Origin of the sequence: uncultured Marinobacter sp. (genome assembly GCF_947488835.1) — a bacterium.
Taxonomy (GTDB): Bacteria; Pseudomonadota; Gammaproteobacteria; order Pseudomonadales; family Oleiphilaceae; genus Marinobacter.
Genome location: NZ_CANLBK010000001.1, coordinates 1001948 through 1020217 on the forward strand (window position 1 = coordinate 1001948; position 18270 = coordinate 1020217).

Consider the following 18270-nt stretch of genomic DNA (forward strand, 5'->3'; position numbering starts at 1 on the left):
GGAATCCTCTAATCAGTTTTGTTAATCCGGGTTCAACGGATAGTAACGGGCATACCCGCGTGGGCACAGCCAAACAACTCAACCACATCCGAATTGCGCATACGGATACAGCCATGAGACAACGCCAACCCCATGGGCTCTGTATCAGGGGTACCATGTATGTATATAAAGCGGCGAAAGGTATCAACACCAGCACCACGATTCTTGCCTGGCTCCAAGCCACATAGCCAGAGAATACGGGTCAGGATCCAATCTCTGGCAGGGTTAGCAGCCGCCAACTCCGCGCTGTAGATTTCCCCGGTAGGTCGGCGGGCACGGAAAACAGTATCAGGAGGTAATCCGGCACCAATCATGGCACGGATGTAGTGCTCCCCCCTCGGGGTGCAACCGCTACCATCTTGCTCGCCCGCACCATTCAGGGCGGTAGACACCGGGTAACGGGCAATGGCGGAGCCGTGCTCATCACGCAGCGTAAGGATCTGGTCGTCCAGGCAGATGTCAATCGAACAGGCATTGCGGTTGTGGTGGTTCACAACGGTGTTGGCTCCCTCTCGAATTCAGAGGGAAGCCTAACCGAGAGGGTGCAGCTCAGGCAACCGGGATCTTGCTTTCAGCCCGGGGAGCCAGCAGGGCATCCTGGGCTTGCATGCCGGCGGCGAGGAAGGGTACCAGGCGCGCAGCAATCTCCTGAACCGTAGTGTCCACACCCAGCTTGTTACGCAAAATGTCCTGTAACGCATCGCTACTGGACATGGTAAAGGCCGTTGCACCCAGCATAAACTGAATGCGCCAGTATCGATCTACGGCAGAAAGTTGGGGTGTTGCTTCTTTCAGAAGCCGCATGAAACGGCTGAAAGGCTCACTGTATTCCTGCTCCAGGAATTTACGCAAATGCCCTTGCGACTGAGTGTACGCAAGCCCGAGCAGGCGCATAAAGATAGAAATGCCCTTTTCATTGCGCTGAGGCATGCGCACGGCGCTCTCTGTGAGAACCCACAGGGTTTGATTCAAGGTAGGTGGCTTGCCGTCGCACCGCACCTCAAGCTCATCAAATGCTTTTTCAAGCGTTGCGGAGAATGGGGTGAGAAAGCGGCCAAAAACAGCGTGTATCAGTGCATTTTTGGAGCCAAAATGGTAATTAACAGCTGCAAGGTTTACTTTTGCCTTACTGGTTATCATGCGCAGAGACGTCTCTGAAAAACCACGCTCAGCGAACAGCTCTTCTGCAGCATCCAGAATTCGGTCAACAGTATCTGACTGGGCCATTTTGTTTTCAGTGCCTCTAGCAAACGTCTGTTTGAAACATACGTTTGAAGCACATTTATGTCAAGTTCTGTCCTCGGGCTGTGCCACGGCTGCCTGCCAGCCTTCATCTATTGCCGCCTGGTTGCCCTCCAAAAATGCGGCCTGAACCCGACTATACGCCTTCTCCGCTTCAAGCAGATAAATCAGGTAGAGCCTCACATGCTCACGCCGGGACAGCGCCCGAGGTAGCGCTTTCTGTTCTGACAGACGCAAGAGGTTGCTGAACCGTGTATTTTTCAGAGCAGGGTTATAGTCTGCCATGCGGGCACACTGCCAGATCAACCCCTCTTTGCCTTCAAGGTGCTCTGCGTGCTTTCGCGCATCACGCATCAGGCGCTGACGCTTGAGCAGCAAATCCAGGTAGGAAGGTGCAGATGTATAAACGCGACGAACCGCAGGAATACCCAGCAGTACAATAATAATAAAGGCGCCAAACCCGCCGCCCGCAACCCACGCAGGCACGAAGCCTGTCAGTCCACTGAGAAACACAATTGCCGCCACCAGCGCACTGAACACCCACAAATCCCGGCTCCGACGCGCCGTCGCAACGCTGAAATTATCCGGCCAATCATTCATCGCCAGTAATTCAAAATCCATCAGCAGTACACGATCACACCGGCGCAGCATTAGCCTTAGCTTTCGCTGGCGTGATTCCGCCAGCACAGGCTCAGTTGCCTCAGAGGCTTCAGTACTATTGCCCTGTTCTTCGTCTGGTTGCTCCCTACTTTCACGGAGGTTTTCATTACTACCGTCTCCGACGGTGCCATGGCTAAGGTTTTGAGCCGCGGTAGTAACATTTTGCGGGTTATTCTGACTTGCAGCCAACGCCACTTTCTCCGGTACAGGGTCAGCCGCACGCCCGGGCCTCAATACAGCTCCCTGAGCTGTTCCGGTTTGTGCCTCTGTCACGGTCTGATTCTGAGCCATCACAATTTATCCAATGCGTTAAAGAGCCTCACTCGAGCGGCAGGTCTTATTTGGGCCGGTCTTATTAGAGGGTATCGACAGTGCTCGGTATATCTTGAGTTACGTGTTGTGCACGCACCTACTCAGGCAGCAGCATTTCGTCAAAAGCCCTCGAGCTTGGCAACAGCAACCTCGGTCGTTATCCTTCCCCTCCTATGTCGCACTCCGCTCGCCAATGAGGTCTGCTATGTTCACAGGTATTGTTCAAGGTATTGCTGTTGTGGAAGAGGTTACCGCAGCAACCGGGCTAAGCACCTTCGCTATCCGCTTGCCAGATAACGGCACAGAGGGCGTCACCATCGGAGCCTCCGTGGCAATCAACGGGACGTGCCTCACAGTTACCAAGCAATCTGGCAACACGCTGTTTTTTGATGCCATGCAGGCAACTCTCAGGCTGACAACGCTCGGCAACCTGGTGTCTGGGCAATTGGTCAACTTTGAACGAGCCGCGCGTATCGGGGATGAGATCGGTGGGCACCTGCTCTCGGGGCACATACATACAACGGCAAACGTCGTCGAGATTCTACGGCCCGAAAACAATGTGACCCTATGGTTTGAAGTTCCGGATCAATGGGCAGGTTACATTTTCCCGAAAGGCTATATCGCCATCAACGGTGCAAGCCTGACCATCGGTGAGGTCGACGGGAACCGGTTCAATGTGCACCTGATACCTGAAACCCTGCGGGCCACCACCTTTGGTGAAATAAAAGAAGGTATGACGGTCAATATTGAGATCGACAGTCAAACACAAACCATCGTGGATACGCTTGCGCGCCTGGGGTATGACCGACCGGCCTCACCAAAGTAAAAAGCCCGGTGCTCAACCGCGCCAGGCTTCGAAGACAACAAATTTGGGGTTAGCGTCGAGCTGACGCACTTGGGGAAAGTATCGGCGCAGGCTTTTGTGATATCCCAAGTGTCGATTTCCCACCATGACCAAACGGCCAGTATCAGACAAGTTCTGCGCAGCCTGCTCAAACAATCTCAAGGCGATATGGTCTCCCACCACACCGCCTTCATGAAAGGGCGGATTTAGCAGAATGCGATCAAATGAACCCCGACCGCCGGCAACGCCATCTGCGTGCAGGAATGTCGTCTTGGCATCGGGAAAGGCAGTGCTTACGTTGCGGCGAGCACTCATGACAGCTTGGCTGGATACGTCACTGAACGTCATTTCAATATCTGCCCGACCAGCCAATACACTCAGCCCAAGAACGCCATTCCCGCACGCAAGATCCAGTACACGGGCACCCGACGGGCAAGATTCAAGAGCGGGCTTCAGATGGAGCAGCATCAGCCGAGTGCCTATATCCAGCTTCTCCCTAGCGAATACCGCTGGCATGGCATCGACGCGAACACTCTGCGCTTCCAGTTCATAGCCTTTCCAGGTTCCAAGCCAATTATCCAGCCTGGCCTCGCCTTCGCTGCAGGTAATCAGCCGAGCTTTTTTTACCGCCCTGCCTACCTTCTCGACATTCACCGTTCTGGCAAAAACATCCACGCTGCGATCAGGAAGATGCTTGATCATTCCGGCCGCCAGTATGACCCCGTTGTGCTCAAGCGAACCATTGGCCCAACGCAGCAGCCAATCCAGATAATCTGCCTCACGGGGAATCTTCAGCAGAATCAGATCATAGGTATCAACGGGTGGCTGTATCCAGCTGAACACCTGCTCTGGAACAGTGCAATCGGGGTTCTGGGCTGCGTTCAACGCCAATGCAGAGCGAAGCTGGGCGCTATCAGCTACGACATCCGGAGAAAACAGAGACAAGCCTAACGTCAAGGCACCGTATTGATCATCAACAACCAACACTCGCGAGTCAGGCGCAATGGCTAAACGCTCAAACGCTTCCTCTAGCAGCAATTCGTCAGCAGAGCTCCAGGCTCGCAGGCTCGGATCATCCGTGCCAGGGCGGCTGAGGGTCAGGCTACCACCAGGAAAGTCCAGCACAGCGGTTGTCATATCAGGCATCCAGAGGGGATTCGTGTAAAACATGCCATTTTAGGCTGATTACTCTAGAAAATAACCCTATTGTTCGTTTTGTTCACTTTTAAGAAGACCCTCAGCACGAGGGTTTGTCTTAAACACATTCTCGGTTAGCTCCATTTTTTGGGAAGCGAACCTTTTGCCCCTCACCCCAGGGGCTTTTTTCGTTATTGCCCCCTGAAAGCACGATAAACAGTGAAGCGTCCATCTTCACGAAGTCGTTCCACTCGACCTATGTGCCGCTTGATCAACGCTTCGTAGGGCAGAAAACTGTTAGCCACCAACCGCAATTCACCCCCCGGCTGCAAATGCCGCTTCACGTCCTGAAGAAACTGCTCTGTCATGGAGGTGTCGGTTTTTACACCGGTATGGAAGGGAGGATTACTGATAACCCCGGGCCAGAGGCCGTCAATCCCAGCCAGGCCATCAGAGGCGAAAATGGTGCCATCGCAGCGGTTACGCTGGTAGGTTTCCCGTGCACAAATAATCGCCTGCGATTGGACATCTACGCCATCGACACTGGCAACAGGGACCTGCTTCGCTGTTTGCCAGGCTTGCACCCAGGCGCCAATAACCCCCGCACCGCAGGCAAAATCGAGCAGCCGATCTGCCTGGACCGGCTGTTCTGCCAGAGTCTCCAGCAGCATGCGTGTTCCCCTATCGAGGCTGTCCTGACTGAATATCCCGGGCAACCCGGCAACCTCAATGGAGATTCCTGAACATTCAACGGTGCTCCAGCTCAACCAGTCCTGAGCGCGAAATCCGGGAACCGGCTCAACCGATTCTGCACACCAGACCTGACAATGGCGTGCGCTGTCTGCCTTTGATGCTTGGGGCGCAACCACCTTGAGCTGTTTGATGGCACCCGCTATGCCTTCCTTTTTCTCCCCGACCAGTATCAATCGTGCATTGTCTGCGGCCAGGGAGCGGGCCAGCGCCAGGCGCATTTCCAACTCGGCACGAGCTTTTGGCAAAAACACCACGACGCTGTCATAGCTGTTATCAGCCAGCTCAGGGTCGTCATAACCAAAGGCAGCCTGCCAGCCATCATGGCGCTCCAGCGCGCGAAAAACGCCCGCGTGCTCGCTCATGGCAAGGCCATTAAAAGGGAGCGCTGGCAACAAGTGTGCTGATGAGACGCCCAGCAGGGCCAGCCGGCCGGATAACAGGTGCTGGTTTCTCAGCAGCGCCTGATGGGAATTAGGTAAGCCGGAGCCGGTTATACTTTGCATGGAGTGGATGATGCCGTTTTGCGGTGAATACTAGACTTGTTTCTGTCGGCCAGAGCGCACAGGGCGCAATACCAGCTCGTCCAGACTGTTCTGCTTGATCTGCTCCCAGTCTTTAGCTCCGGAAACAGATAAGCCCATATCCCGGAGTATGCCGTCTGCCAAATCGTAAACGAAGCCGTGAACGTTCAGCCGCTGGCCACGTTTCCAGGCTTCCTGAACAATGCTGTTCTGGCACACATGCCCAACCTGCTCAATAACATTCAGTTCGCACAGCCGGTCAGCCTGATCATTCTCGTTACTACAGGCACTGAGTACAGACTGATGACGATCTCGAATATCCTGCACATGCCTCAGCCAGTTCCCAATGAGACCAAAGCCCTCATTGCGCAAAGCAGTCTTGATGCCGCCGCAGCCGTAATGGCCAACCACAAGCACATGCTTGACCTTCAACACCTCTACGGCGAACTGCAAAACCGACAGACAGTTGAAATCTGTGTGAACGACGACGTTGGCAACGTTCCGATGCACAAAAAGCTCGCCCGGAGGCATGTCCACTATCTGGTTGGCGGGCACTCGACTATCAGCACAGCCAATCCAGAGATACTCAGGGGCCTGCTGATTCGACAAGCGATGAAAAAACTGCGGATCATCGGCTCTGATAGCGTCAGCCCAAGCCCGGTTTTTTTCAAGAAGATGGTCAAGTTGACCCATTAACAGACTCCGTTTCGTGATTCCCGATCGTGATTGAACGGGAATCACGGCTTCAACGCAACACTCAGTTTGTCTGAGCCATGTTTAACAGCCTTTCGATCTAGCTCTCGCCTTGTGATTGGTGCAGCGTACTCTGCGCCAGATCCAGCAATTCCCGCAGTGCCACAGAGAACATGGCGTACTCGGGCTCTCTTACGCCCTTGAGTTCCTGCAGCATGGATTTCCAGCGCTCGATCAGCGATTCATGCCGCTCCAGCCACGCATCTACAGAAGCTGGCACATCCTCCGGCGTTCCAGCCAGACGAAGGACTCCAGTGGTCAATGCCCGCTGCTGCCAATCCATATCTTCACGGAAGCTTTCCCTCGCAAGGGCCTGCCAATGGGACCCGGGCTTGAGGTTCGCTATAGCACTGGCAAACCAGTTCAGGTCGAGTCTGTCGCCCAGTTCATAGTACAGATTGGCAACGGTTTTTAGTGGCATACCGGTGGTTTCCTGAGCCTCGATGATGCCAAGGGATGAGTACAGATAGCTGGTACCAGACAGAACGGATGCCAACTCCGCAGGCACCCCCTCGCCAACAAGCGCCTCATTGCGCTTCGTCCAGTCGCTGCTCGCGTATTCCCCAAGATACTCCGGCAATCCGGACGTGATCGCCCAGACACTGTCGGCAAAGCGTTCCATGTGGCTTTGAATGCTCAATTCCGCGCGACGATTGCGCAACAGCCAGCGCACAGAACGACGCATAAGGCGCATCAGATCCTGCATCAGTTTCATCTGCAACTTCGCCGGAATATGGAAATCGAGCGCTTCAATCTTGTCCCACCAGTTATCAATCCGGAAAACATCCCGGGTGATCAGCCATGCCAGCGCAATGGACGCGGCATCTGCTCCGGTAGACTGGTTCAACCGTTCTACAAACGTAATGCCCATGTGGTTGACCATATCGTTTGCAATCTGTGTCGCAATAATCTCCCGACGCAGTTGGTGCTCTCCCAACTCCTTGAAGAAGTTCTGGTTCATATCCCGAGGAAACACCTTGTACATTTCACGGGCAAGCAACGGGTTATCTGGCAAGCTGCTGTCGATCAACGTCTGCTTCAGATCACCTTTCACATAGGAAATAAGAACCGACAGTTCAGGCCGGGTCAGCCCTTTATTGTTCAGCTTGCGCTCAGTCAGGGTGTCGTCATCCGGCAGGAACTCCAGGCTCCGGTTCAGCTTGCCCTCGCTTTCAAAGGTATTCATCAGCCTGCGGTATTCCTCAAGGCGCGTGGCTGCATCTTCGTTGGCAATACTGATAGCCTGGGTTTGCCGATAGTTGTTCTTGAGAACCAGCGCTGTTACATCATCTGTCATTTCTTCCAGCATGACGTTGCGCTGTTTGAAGGTGAGATCTCCCATTGCAACCGCACGGTTGAGCAGGATCTTCATGTTAACTTCGTGGTCCGAGCAATCTACGCCACCAGAGTTATCAATAAAGTCTGTATTCAACCGGCCGCCACTCAACGCATATTCAATGCGCCCAAGCTGGGTCATACCCAGGTTGCCGCCCTCACCTATAATCTTGCAGCGCACATCGTCTCCGTTGATGCGCACGCCATCGTTGCCCTTGTCTCCCACATCGCTGTTGGACTCGACACTGCCCTTAACATAGGTGCCAATCCCACCAACCCAGAGTAAATCGACCCGAGCCTTGAGGATGTGCGAAATCAGCATGTTCGGAGGCACACGGTCAGAACTGATGTCCAGCAGCTTCTTGATTTCCGGGCTGATCGCGATGGATTTGGCATTGCGATTAAATACCCCACCGCCTTTGGAAATCAGCTTGGTGTCGTAATCCGTCCAGGCCGAACGCGGCTTCTCGAACAGCCGCTTACGCTCTTTGTAGCTCTTGGCCGCATCGGGGGTCGGGTCCACGAAAATGTGGATGTGGTTAAACGCTGCCACCAGGCGGGTTTTCTCTGAGTTCAACATGCCGTTACCAAATACGTCTCCGGCCATGTCGCCAATGCCAATGGCGGTAAACTCATCCTCCGCCGGGTTAATGCCCAGCTCACGGAAGTGACGCTCGACAGACACCCAGGCGCCCCGTGCCGTGATGCCCATTTTCTTGTGGTCGTAACCATTGCTGCCGCCGGAGGCAAATGCATCGGCCATCCAGAAGTTGTATTCCGCCGCCAGGCCGTTCGCAATATCAGAGAATGTGGCGGTGCCTTTGTCAGCGGCAACAACCAGATAGTGATCGTCCGAATCGTGTCTGACCACTCGCTCCGGCGGCTGGATCTTGGCATCGACCAGGTTGTCGGTAATATCGAGCAAGCCCCGGATAAACGTTTTGTAGGCTGCAACGCCTTCGGCTTGAAACGCTTCACGATCCGACGAATCCGGCAGGCGCTTGGCAACAAAGCCACCTTTGGCACCCACCGGCACAATCACTGCGTTCTTTACCTGCTGCGCCTTCACCAGACCAAGAACTTCAGTACGGTAATCTTCAAAACGATCCGACCAACGCAACCCGCCCCGGGCAACCTTGCCCCCACGCAGGTGGACCCCTTCAACACGGGGCGAGTAAACGAATATCTCGTACACTGGCACCGGCAGCGGCATGTCTGAAATACCGGAGGGATCAAATTTCACACTGATATAGGGCTTTGGCTGGCCGGTTTCGTCCACCTGGTAGTAGTTGGTGCGCAAAGTAGCCTGCATCAATTCGAGATAAAGACGGAGCACACGGTCTTCACTGAGGTTAGCCACCTCATCGAGCCCAGCGTTGAATTCGATTTCCAGTTTCTGTTGAGCCGCCTGGCACTTCACTTCACTCTGGAAGCGATCCGGGTTGAAGCGCACCTCAAAGTACTCCAGCAGAATCCGTGTGAGCTCAACGTGATTCACCAAAGTATTGGAAATAAAGGTCTGACTATTGGAAAAGCGGATCTGCCGCATGTATCGCGCATAGGTGCGCAACAGGGCAATTTCCCGCCAGCTCATGTACGAGGTGACGAGCATTCGGTTGAAGGCATCGCTCTCAGCTTCGCCGTACCACACCCGATGGAACAACTCCTCGAAGATGGGCCGTATCCGGTGGATATCCACCGCTTTGCCACCGTGGGCATAGAGGGTGAAATCGTGAATCCATACGGTTTTATTGTTCCGATCGGTCACTTCGAACGGATGCTCACCCAGAACACGGAAACCCAGGTTGTCAAAAATGGGCATTACGTCGGACAAAGGCAGGGGCTGATCAGGATAAAACAGCTTGAAGTGCAAGGTGCTTTCGTCTTCTTCCAGTGCCCGGTAAAAACTCATTGTAAGGCCATTACCGGTAGAAGCTGCCGCTATATGTTCAAGGTCAATGGCGGCACGACGCGGCGAGAACATCTCGGTGTAGCTTGCCGGAAAGCCATTCGCCCACAGGCGGTGCAGTTCATTCCCTTGCTCTTCCCCAAAGGTTTCACTGAGAGCACCGGAAAGTCCATCTCGCCAGGACTGAGCCAATTCGATGACCTTCTCCCGGATTTCCGCCAGCGGCAATTTGCGATTCTCAACCTGGGGAACACGGATGGTGAACTGCACACGCGCCAGCACAGATTCGGAAAAATGCGTCACAAACTCGATATCTTCAGCTCCAAGCTGGTCAAGCAGTACCTGCTCCACCTTCAAGCGAAGCTCGGTGTTGTAAATATCCCGAGGAAAAAATGCAAGGCAGGTAACGAACTGTCCGTATACGTCTTCACGCATAAACAGCTCAATGCGATGGCGTTCCTGTATATATAGGATATTCTTCGCCACTATCAGCAATTCATCTTCAGCAATCTGGAACAGTTCGTCCCGGGGATAGAGAGTAAGAATCTGCTCTAGCTCTTTACCTGCGTAATCGGCCTTCAAGAATCCGGAGCGTGTCATCACACTCTGAAATTTGCGTTTGAGCAGCGGAATCTCATCCGGCCGCTCGTTATAAGCACGAGACGTATACAGGCCGAGGAAGCGGCGTTCGCCAACTACCTCCCCCTTTTTATTGAATTTCTTTACGGCGATATAATCCGGGTAGGCCGGGCGGTGAACCCGTGAGCGCTGAGCAGATTTTGCGAAAATGAAAATATCGTCAGCCCGCGTCATTTCGTGGCGCGTGCGCTGGGGCAATTCGTTAAGACGAACCTGCTCCGGTCGCTCGTTATTTACACGGAGGATCCCCAGCTCGGAGTTTTCAACCCTGCGAACCACCATGCCGGACTTTTCCTTGGCAAAGTCATATTCGTCGTAGCCAAGAAACGTAAAGTGATCACTTACCAGCCATTTCAGGAACGCTTGCGCTTCTTCCTTCTGCTCATTACTAATGACTGCTGTAGTGCTATCCAGCTCTTTTATTATCTGCTTGACCTTATCGGTAACCACCGGAAAGTCCGAGACGGCGATACTCACTTCGTGAAGAACCGCCCGAAGAACCTGCTCCAGATCTTTAAGATCCTCGGGATTGTTGTGCCGGGCAATCTCCAGAACGATAAATGCCTCATAGGCAGAGCCCAAACCGGATTTCTTGGTCGCCAGCAAGTTTTCGAGGTTTCCTGACTTGTCCCGCTCCAGATTAAGAATGGAGTGCTGAATAGAGTGAGTCGCAATTTCCCGCTGGTTAATCGCGATACGCAGGGAGTCAATCAGAAACGGGATATTGGGGTGCAATATAAACACAACGGTATGGGTTGACTGCCAGCCGTCGCTTTCCAGATCCGGGTTGAATACAGCCACGGGCGCTTCTTCTGCCCCACGCTTCTGCATGAACTGCCAGGCCGCCATGGCTGCGCCGTAGGTATCTGAGAGACGCCGTTCAAGAAGTTCGTCCAGGGGAATATGGGCGTAATGTTGCTTTACAAATTCGCTGATTTTCTTGGCTTCGGCTTTGGCAAGCTTCTTGGAAAACTCTTCAGCCAAAAGTTCGAAAAACTGATCTTTGCTTGCCACTGTCAGCGCATTCATGGGCGACCTCAGATAGTGTGAAATAAACGTAATAGGGATATCGTGAGATAAGCATAGTCAAACCCTTGATTTTTGCCGCACAGACACCAAAACTGCGGCAACTACTTACGCACGAGAGCAATCACTTCCTATGTCGTTACAGCATACGTTCGGTGAACTACGGGCACAGTTAGCCAAAAGGATCATAGGTCAGGAAAAGCTGGTCGACCGTCTTCTTATTGCATTGCTTGCAGATGGGCACCTTCTGGTAGAGGGTGCTCCGGGGCTGGCGAAAACCACCGCAATAAAAGCCCTGGCAGACCACCTCACGGGGGATTTTCATCGCATTCAGTTTACCCCGGATTTGTTGCCATCTGACGTGACCGGCAGCGAGATCTATCGGGCAGAAACCGGGCTATTTGAATTCCAGCGCGGGCCAATTTTCCACAACCTGGTACTGGCCGACGAAATCAACCGGGCCCCGGCAAAAGTGCAGTCCGCCCTGCTTGAGGCCATGGGCGAGCGCCAGGTTAGTGTGGGTATGCGCACCTTCCCCCTTGATCGACTGTTCATGGTGATGGCAACCCAGAACCCCATCGAGCAGGAAGGCACTTACCCGCTGCCCGAAGCCCAGCTTGATCGCTTCCTGATGCACGTGGTGATCGGATACCCATCTGCTCAAGCCGAGCAAGCCATTCTTCATCTGGCCAGAAACGATTACCGACAAGGCCAGGCCGCCGCCGAAGTTCGACTAACCGCAGACCAGGTTTTCGAAGCCCGGGCTGAGGTTGCCGACATCTATATGGCCGAATCCGTTGAGCAGTACCTTCTTGCCCTGGTGCTGGCCACCAGAGATCCAGGTGTTCTGGACCCTGAACTTGCCCGCTGGACAGCGTTTGGTGCCAGCCCCCGAGGCACCATTGCCCTCGACCGCTGTTCCCGAGCCATTGCGTGGCTCAACGGCAGGGACTATGTAACTCCGGACGATATTCGAGCGGTTGCCTTTGATGTGCTCAGGCACCGAATCCTGCTGACCTTTGAAGCCGAGGCAGAAGGCGTAACTGCTGACACAGTGATACAGCGCCTGATTGACCGCGTACCCGTGAGTGCCTGAGACCGCCCATGGATGTACGCGCCAGTAATGCAACAACCCGCATCTGCCTGCAGGCGCTTATTCGCCTGCAGGCAGATGCCAGAGCATTGAAATTGCCCTCGGCACGCCCTGCACGGGCACGTCAGGCCGGCTTGCAACGCTCGGCGCAGCGTGGGCGTGGAATGGCCTTTTCCGAGGTGCGGCTTTACCAGCCGGGCGATGATATCCGCAGCATTGACTGGCGTGTAACCGCCCGTCGCCAGGCACCCCACACAAAACTGTATGAGGAAGAGCGGGAACGACCAGTGCTGCTGATATGCGATCTGGGCCCTACTCTGTTCTTCGCCAGCACCGGAGCCTTCAAACAGGTGCGCTGCGCCCAGCTTGCCGCCATCCTTGCCTGGCTGGGGCTCTTGGCCGGCGACCAGGTAGGCGGCATTGTGTTTAACGGCAGCACCTTGAACGTTCAGCGCCCCGCCCGGCGCAAAAAGTCCGTATTAAGATTGCTGGATACCCTCGCCAGCCAGCAGCACACATCCATAGATAACGCCTCATCAGACACCACCCTCGATACGGCGCTCGCGGAAGCCCGGCGTGTTGCCCATACGGGCAGTCGAATCTTCGTGATCAGTGATTTCCTTGGCATCTCGGACAACACCCCGTCACTGCTCGGTGCTCTGGCTCGCCACAACAGTGTCAGCGCCTTGCGGGTTGTGGACCCCCTGGAACTCGAACTGCCCCGAAGCGGTCGCTTTGCCGTTGCCGGCACTGAAGGCCCGGTCTGGTTTGATGCATCTAACAGCAGCTTTCAGCAGGCTTGGCACGAGAAGATCATCCACCACGAGGCCAGGCTTGAAGAGTGTTTCCGTTTACCGGGCGTATGGGCTTCTAATGTTTCAACTCATGAATCACCTGCTGTGAGTCTTAAATCCATACTCGGGCCGGGAGGGAGAATCGGATGACGCCCGACGATCCCCTGAGCCAACTGCGCGATATTCACCTGCCAATAGCCGGCGGCTTCTGGCCACCGGCGCCGGGTTGGTGGATTCTTGGCGTTCTCCTGCTAATTGCTGTGGCAGCTTTGATCTGGGCGGTCATTCGCCGCCACCGCCGAAACCGCTGGCTGAGGCTTGCAAAAGCGGAGCTGGCTATTCTGGAGCGCTCGGCTGTTAAAGAGCCACAGTGGTTCACGGAACTCAATGCGCTGCTCAAGCGTGTGGCGCGGGCGCGTTATCCAAACGAAAATCCTGAAGCCCAGACTGGCGAGCAATGGGCGGAATGCCTGATTCGCCATCTTCCTGAAGGCCGAATAGCTCATCGCCCTGTGGTCGACGCTTTGATAAACAGTGCCTGGCAACCAGAGCCGACCGCCGAACCCGCACAGGCTATGGAATTCGCCCGCATCTGGCTGGACGCGCAAAAATGCTGAGCCTCACCTACCCCTGGGCACTGCTACTCATTCTGGTGCCCCTACTGCTGCAATGGAAGAAACCCGCCACCCACACAGTAGACGCCCCGGTTTTCCCTGTCGGGCATTGGCTCTCGGAGTTGCCGGGAGTTACTCGACAGGGCAATGGCGTGCCCCGCTGGCAAACCCTGGTGCTGTTTCTGGCCTGGGCACTACTGGTGCTGGCACTGGCACGGCCACAACATGTCGGCGAGCAAGTGCAAATGCCCGTGTCCGGGCGTGACCTTATGCTGGTGGTCGACATTTCCCCCAGCATGGAAGAGCAGGACATGATCATTCAGGGCCGCAGCATCAACCGCTTGCAGGCCGTTAAAAGAGTGCTGAACGATTTTATTGCCCGCCGTGAAGGTGACAGGCTGGGCCTGATACTGTTTGGCACGGAGCCCTATGTTCAGGCGCCTTTGACCTTTGATCTGGAAACACTGGAAACACTGCTGCAGGAATCCGGCATCGGCATGGCCGGGCGCGCAACCGCCATTGGCGATGCAGTCGGTCTGGCTACGAAGCGTCTCAGAGAGCGCCCTCAACAACAACGAGTGGTGGTACTGCTAACCGATGGAGCCAATACAGCCGGCCAAATCACACCAGACAAAGCCACGGAAATCGCCGCGGCAGCGGGTGTTCGCCTCTATACAATCGGCATTGGTGCCGAGTCGATGATCCGGCGCGGCTTGCTTGGCTCCCGCCGGGTAAACCCTTCAAGAGATCTGGACGAAGATCTGTTAACGCGCATGGCCCAGCAGACTGGCGGCGAGTATTTTCGTGCCCGCAGCCTGCCCGAGCTGGAATTGATTTACGAAACCATCAACCAGCTTGAACCCATTGAACTGGATGGTAAAACCTACCGCCCGGTTACCGATCTCTTTTTCTGGCCTGCGGGCATGGCGGTCGTTCTCTGGTTTGGCCTATTTATGTTCAGACGAATTACGAGTTGGCGTGGTCGTGCTCCGCAGGTTTCGGAAGGAGGTGTGCCCCATGGCTGACTTCCACTTCATCCGCCCTCTCTGGCTTTTGCTGCTACTCCTTGCACCCTTGTTGTACATTGCTTTAACGCGCCGCGGCTCAGGTGACAGTGGTTGGTCGGGCCTGATTCCCGAGCAGCTTTTGGCGCCGGTTATCCAGCGTTATGGCGGAGCTGAAGGCAAAGGAAAATCGAAGCTCCTACCTGCAATCAGCGCACTGGTTATCCTCGCCATTGCCCTGGCGGGACCAGCCTGGCGTGAGGCGCCGACACCCCTGAAAAAGCCGGGAGACAGCCTCGTGATCGTGCTCGACTTGTCGCTGTCCATGCTGGCCACCGATCTGGAACCAGATCGTCTTACCCGGGCAAAACGCAAAATCCGTGACATTCTCGCCGTTCGGGAAGGCAGTCTCACCGGGCTGATTGTGTACTCCGGGGACGCACACGTAGTCACCCCTCTGACCGACGACATCAACACAGTCACTGGCATGCTCAATGTACTCGACCCGGTCATCATGCCGGTTCAGGGAAACCGTTCGGATCTTGCGATTGCCAGAGCCCGCGCGCTTTTGGAGCAAGGTGCTCCGGGCATGGGTCGCATTCTGTTGATCACAGATGAGGTTCCAGACCGCTACCGCGAGCCTATCCGCACAGCACTGAAGGGCACTGACTATACCCTTAGCACGCTGGCGGTCGGCACCCGCGATGGCGGCCCCATTCCACTTGCGCGGCGGGGCTTTATTCGCGATAACGGCAACATTGTCATAACACGCACCGACCCGGACATGCTCGCGGAACTCGCCCGAAAAAATGGGGGGAGCAGCCATGAACTGACGCTGGATGACAGCGACATAGCGGCCCTGAATCTCAGCCCCGTTGAATCCGACGAGTGGCAGGATTCCAACACCGGGCTCACGGTAAACCGCTGGCAGGACGACGGTTACTGGCTGTTGTGGCTGGCTTTGCCATTGCTATTGCTGGGCTGGCGTCGTGGTGCCTTTACCGCCATGGCACTGATTCTTCTACCCGCTCTGCCGCAACCAGCCCAAGCCATGGATTGGGGCAGCTTATGGCAGCGTGAAGATCAACGGGCAGCAGAGTTGATACGGGAAGATCCAAATGCCGCGGCCAAGGTTCTCAAGTCACCGGAATGGCGGGGGGCAGCTCTTTACAGGGCGGAGCGCTATGAGGACGCGGCCAAAGTTTTCTCCGGGGTAGACAGCGCCCTCGGGGATTACAATCGTGGCAACGCTCTCGCCCGGGCCGGTAAGCTTAAAGAGGCTATTGAGGCCTACGACCGCGCACTGGCGCGCAAACCAGACATGGAAGATGCGCAGGTAAACCGCCAGATTGTTGAGGATCTGCTCGAAAAGCAGGAGAAAGAATCTGGTCAGGACCAGGGCAAGGACGATCAGAACTCGTCGGATTCCAGCCAGAACGACGGTCAGCAACAGGGAAACCCCTCCGGCTCATCCGGTGATAGCGAAAATCGGGATCAGCCGCAAAACTCTGGCCAGGAACCTGAACAGTCTGAAAGCGGAAATGAAGAACAAGAGAAAAAGCGTAATCAGGACGAATCTGGCGAGCAGCAACCGGGCGATGCACCAGAAAGCCAGGGGTCAAGTGCGCAGGCCACAGAGACAGAACCCGGCGACCAGCAGGTTGAGGCTCCCGCCCCTACGTCTGAAACACCGCTGACCCAAAGCCAGGAGCAATCCCTGCGGCGGGTGCCAGACAACCCGGGCGGGCTTTTACAACGAAAATTCCTGCAACAGTATCAGGAGCGTCAGACACCATCTGATGAGGGCGACACACCATGGTAAAACGGCTGATTATTCAGGCAATCTGGCTGGCAGTGTTTATGGTATTCGGGGCAGGGGCACAGGCCGGTGAACTCAGTGTCGAGCCAGACCGATCCCGCCTTTACGAAGGCGAAGTGCTGACGCTTACCGTCAAGGGCAGCACAGAGATTGATATCAGCCTTAGTAACCTGTTCGATTTTGATCTATCAAACTTACCCTCGCCGGATATCGAAAAGGTGGAAGGTGACTTTGAGATACTGGCCCGCAACCAGCGCTACAGCATTCGCACCGTAAACAGCGACATGGTGGGAGAAATAACCTGGACCTACCAGCTTGCACCCAAATCAACCGGAAAACTCACCATCCCTGCGCTGAGTTTCAAGGATTCCAAATCGAAGCCGGTTACGGTCGAGGTTGTTGACGCCACGCCTCCAGATCAGGCCGGCACGAATCGGGGCAGTTTCATTGAGCTGACGGCTGATAAAGCCGAAGTCTATGTTCAGGAACAATTGATCCTGACGGTGAGGCTGTTCTTCCGGGGCAACCTTATTCGTGGCGAACTATCCGATCCACAGCACCCCAACGCGATCATCGAAAGTCTGGGAAAACAACGGGAGTATTCCAGCGACCGCGACGGCGTACGCTACCGTGTTGTTGAGCGGCGCTACGCCCTGTTTCCACAAAAGCCTGGCGTAATGAACCTGCCACCCATTCGCTTTGAAGGCCAGGCAAGAGATGCCGACGGCTCTCTGCGGTTCCTCCGGGATAGCGCCTCCTTGTTTGAAGTACCCGTAAAAGATGTTCCCGCAGAGTTCAGCGGCTCAACCTGGCTGCCGGCCGCCAACCTCACCCTGAGAGAAGCGGGCATGCCATCCACTTTGAACTTGAAGACCGGTGACAATCTCACCCGCACCCTAAGCCTGCAAGCCACAGGTCTGCCTTCAGAAGCACTACCGCCCTTACCCGACTCCATGCCTGATGGGCTTCGCAGTTATCCGGAAGAGCCTCAACGAAACACCAGCGCGGGGCCTGATGGAATTGTTTCAACTCTCACTCAAACAAGCGCACTGGTTCCCGTCGAATCGGGAAAGCTGACCCTACCGGCGGTGCGCATTCCCTGGTGGGACACAGAATCCGACAGCGAGAAAGTTGCTGTTATCCCAGCACAAACCCTCAACGTAGACGCCTCTGAAACAACACCAGCGGTTGTTGACGCCCCCACCGCAGACCAACGCTCAACACCCCCCACCGGCGTTGAGAATCAATCTATCAACACCGGTGTAGCAGCGGAGAACACATTCTGGCAGTGGGTCAGTCTTGCACTTGCGGGGATATGGGTTCTGACGATGCTGGCCTGGTGGCGAACCCGAAGATTGGCTGCCAGTGCGCCTGCCAACAACGACTTTGAGGAAAGCGAAAGTGAACGTGATGTATTTGAGCAGGCGCTCAGTGCAGCAAAGGATGGCCGGGCATCCACTCCCGGGCTATTTGTACATTGGTCAAACTTACGTTGGCCAGGACACGATTTCCGCTCTGCCGGTGATGTTTTCCGGGTAGTCTCAGCACCGGAACTAGACAAGGAGTTGAGCGAACTGCAGGGCCACCTCTTCAGTCGGGGTGGTTCCGGCGATGGAAACAATAGCGGGCAATGGGATGGGGAGCAGCTAGTTGCAGCCCTCAAGCAAGCAAGGCAACAGAAAATCAGATCAAACCCGGAATCCAGCTTGCCGCCACTCTACCCCAACAGCCTTTCAGTGTAAGGGCCTGCGTGGCGACAGCTCGAAACGGTCAGAA

The 18270-nt window shown here is 55.3% G+C and carries 14 protein-coding genes; 7 read left to right on the forward strand and 7 right to left on the reverse strand.

Going from position 1 to position 18270, the window contains the following annotated elements; genetic code table 11:
* Window positions 1–32: 32 nt before the first annotated feature.
* The 3 genes from Q0824_RS04645 to Q0824_RS04655 form a co-directional block, all read right to left on the reverse strand.
* Entirely contained in the window at window positions 33–497 is a 465-nt protein-coding gene (locus tag Q0824_RS04645) for a L,D-transpeptidase (protein ID WP_298449524.1), read from the reverse strand.
* 91 nt (window positions 498–588) lie between these two features.
* Window positions 589–1266 (reverse strand): TetR/AcrR family transcriptional regulator, encoded by a 678-nt coding sequence (locus tag Q0824_RS04650; protein WP_298447953.1) that lies wholly within the window; start codon window positions 1264–1266, stop codon window positions 589–591.
* Between the two features lie 60 nt (window positions 1267–1326).
* A complete protein-coding gene (locus tag Q0824_RS04655) occupies window positions 1327–2232 on the reverse strand; it encodes a hypothetical protein (RefSeq protein ID WP_298447955.1) in 906 nt (301 codons plus the stop codon).
* 226 nt (window positions 2233–2458) lie between these two features.
* On the opposite strand from Q0824_RS04655, the gene Q0824_RS04660 reads away from it, so the two are divergent.
* Window positions 2459–3079, forward strand: coding sequence for a riboflavin synthase subunit alpha (locus Q0824_RS04660; RefSeq protein WP_298447957.1), 621 nt, complete (start codon window positions 2459–2461; stop codon window positions 3077–3079).
* Between the two features lie 12 nt (window positions 3080–3091).
* Here the strand turns inward: Q0824_RS04660 and Q0824_RS04665 are convergent, their stop codons facing one another.
* The 4 genes from Q0824_RS04665 to Q0824_RS04680 form a co-directional block, all read right to left on the reverse strand.
* Complete coding sequence (locus tag Q0824_RS04665; RefSeq protein WP_298447958.1) at window positions 3092–4234, reverse strand: methyltransferase; 1143 nt, start codon at window positions 4232–4234, stop codon at window positions 3092–3094.
* Window positions 4235–4425: 191 nt separating this feature from the next.
* Window positions 4426–5490 (reverse strand): class I SAM-dependent methyltransferase, encoded by a 1065-nt coding sequence (locus tag Q0824_RS04670; RefSeq protein WP_298447961.1) that lies wholly within the window; start codon window positions 5488–5490, stop codon window positions 4426–4428.
* A 30-nt stretch (window positions 5491–5520) separates the two neighbouring features.
* Window positions 5521–6201: a carbonate dehydratase gene (gene can, locus Q0824_RS04675; protein ID WP_298447963.1), complete on the reverse strand. Its 681-nt coding sequence runs from the start codon at window positions 6199–6201 to the stop codon at window positions 5521–5523.
* A 100-nt stretch (window positions 6202–6301) separates the two neighbouring features.
* Window positions 6302–11173: an NAD-glutamate dehydrogenase gene (locus tag Q0824_RS04680; protein ID WP_298447965.1), complete on the reverse strand. Its 4872-nt coding sequence runs from the start codon at window positions 11171–11173 to the stop codon at window positions 6302–6304.
* A gap of 130 nt (window positions 11174–11303) precedes the next feature.
* On the opposite strand from Q0824_RS04680, the gene Q0824_RS04685 reads away from it, so the two are divergent.
* The 6 genes from Q0824_RS04685 to Q0824_RS04710 are packed head-to-tail and all read left to right on the forward strand — an operon-like array spanning window position 11304 to window position 18236.
* On the forward strand, window positions 11304–12266 hold the full coding sequence (locus tag Q0824_RS04685) for a MoxR family ATPase (RefSeq protein ID WP_298447967.1): 963 nt from the start codon (window positions 11304–11306) through the stop codon (window positions 12264–12266).
* 8 nt (window positions 12267–12274) lie between these two features.
* Window positions 12275–13207, forward strand: coding sequence for a DUF58 domain-containing protein (locus tag Q0824_RS04690; protein WP_298447969.1), 933 nt, complete (start codon window positions 12275–12277; stop codon window positions 13205–13207).
* Entirely contained in the window at window positions 13204–13674 is a 471-nt protein-coding gene (locus Q0824_RS04695) for a DUF4381 domain-containing protein (RefSeq protein WP_298447971.1), read from the forward strand. Before Q0824_RS04690 ends, Q0824_RS04695 begins: the two co-directional genes overlap by 4 nt.
* Window positions 13668–14696: a VWA domain-containing protein gene (locus Q0824_RS04700; RefSeq protein WP_298447973.1), complete on the forward strand. Its 1029-nt coding sequence runs from the start codon at window positions 13668–13670 to the stop codon at window positions 14694–14696. The genes Q0824_RS04695 and Q0824_RS04700 overlap by 7 nt, the downstream gene beginning before the upstream one ends.
* Window positions 14689–16497, forward strand: a complete 1809-nt coding sequence (locus Q0824_RS04705; protein WP_298447975.1) for a VWA domain-containing protein — start codon at window positions 14689–14691, stop codon at window positions 16495–16497. Before Q0824_RS04700 ends, Q0824_RS04705 begins: the two co-directional genes overlap by 8 nt.
* A complete protein-coding gene (locus tag Q0824_RS04710; protein WP_298447977.1) occupies window positions 16491–18236 on the forward strand; it encodes a BatD family protein in 1746 nt (581 codons plus the stop codon). Before Q0824_RS04705 ends, Q0824_RS04710 begins: the two co-directional genes overlap by 7 nt.
* The last annotated feature ends 34 nt before the right edge of the window (window positions 18237–18270 follow it).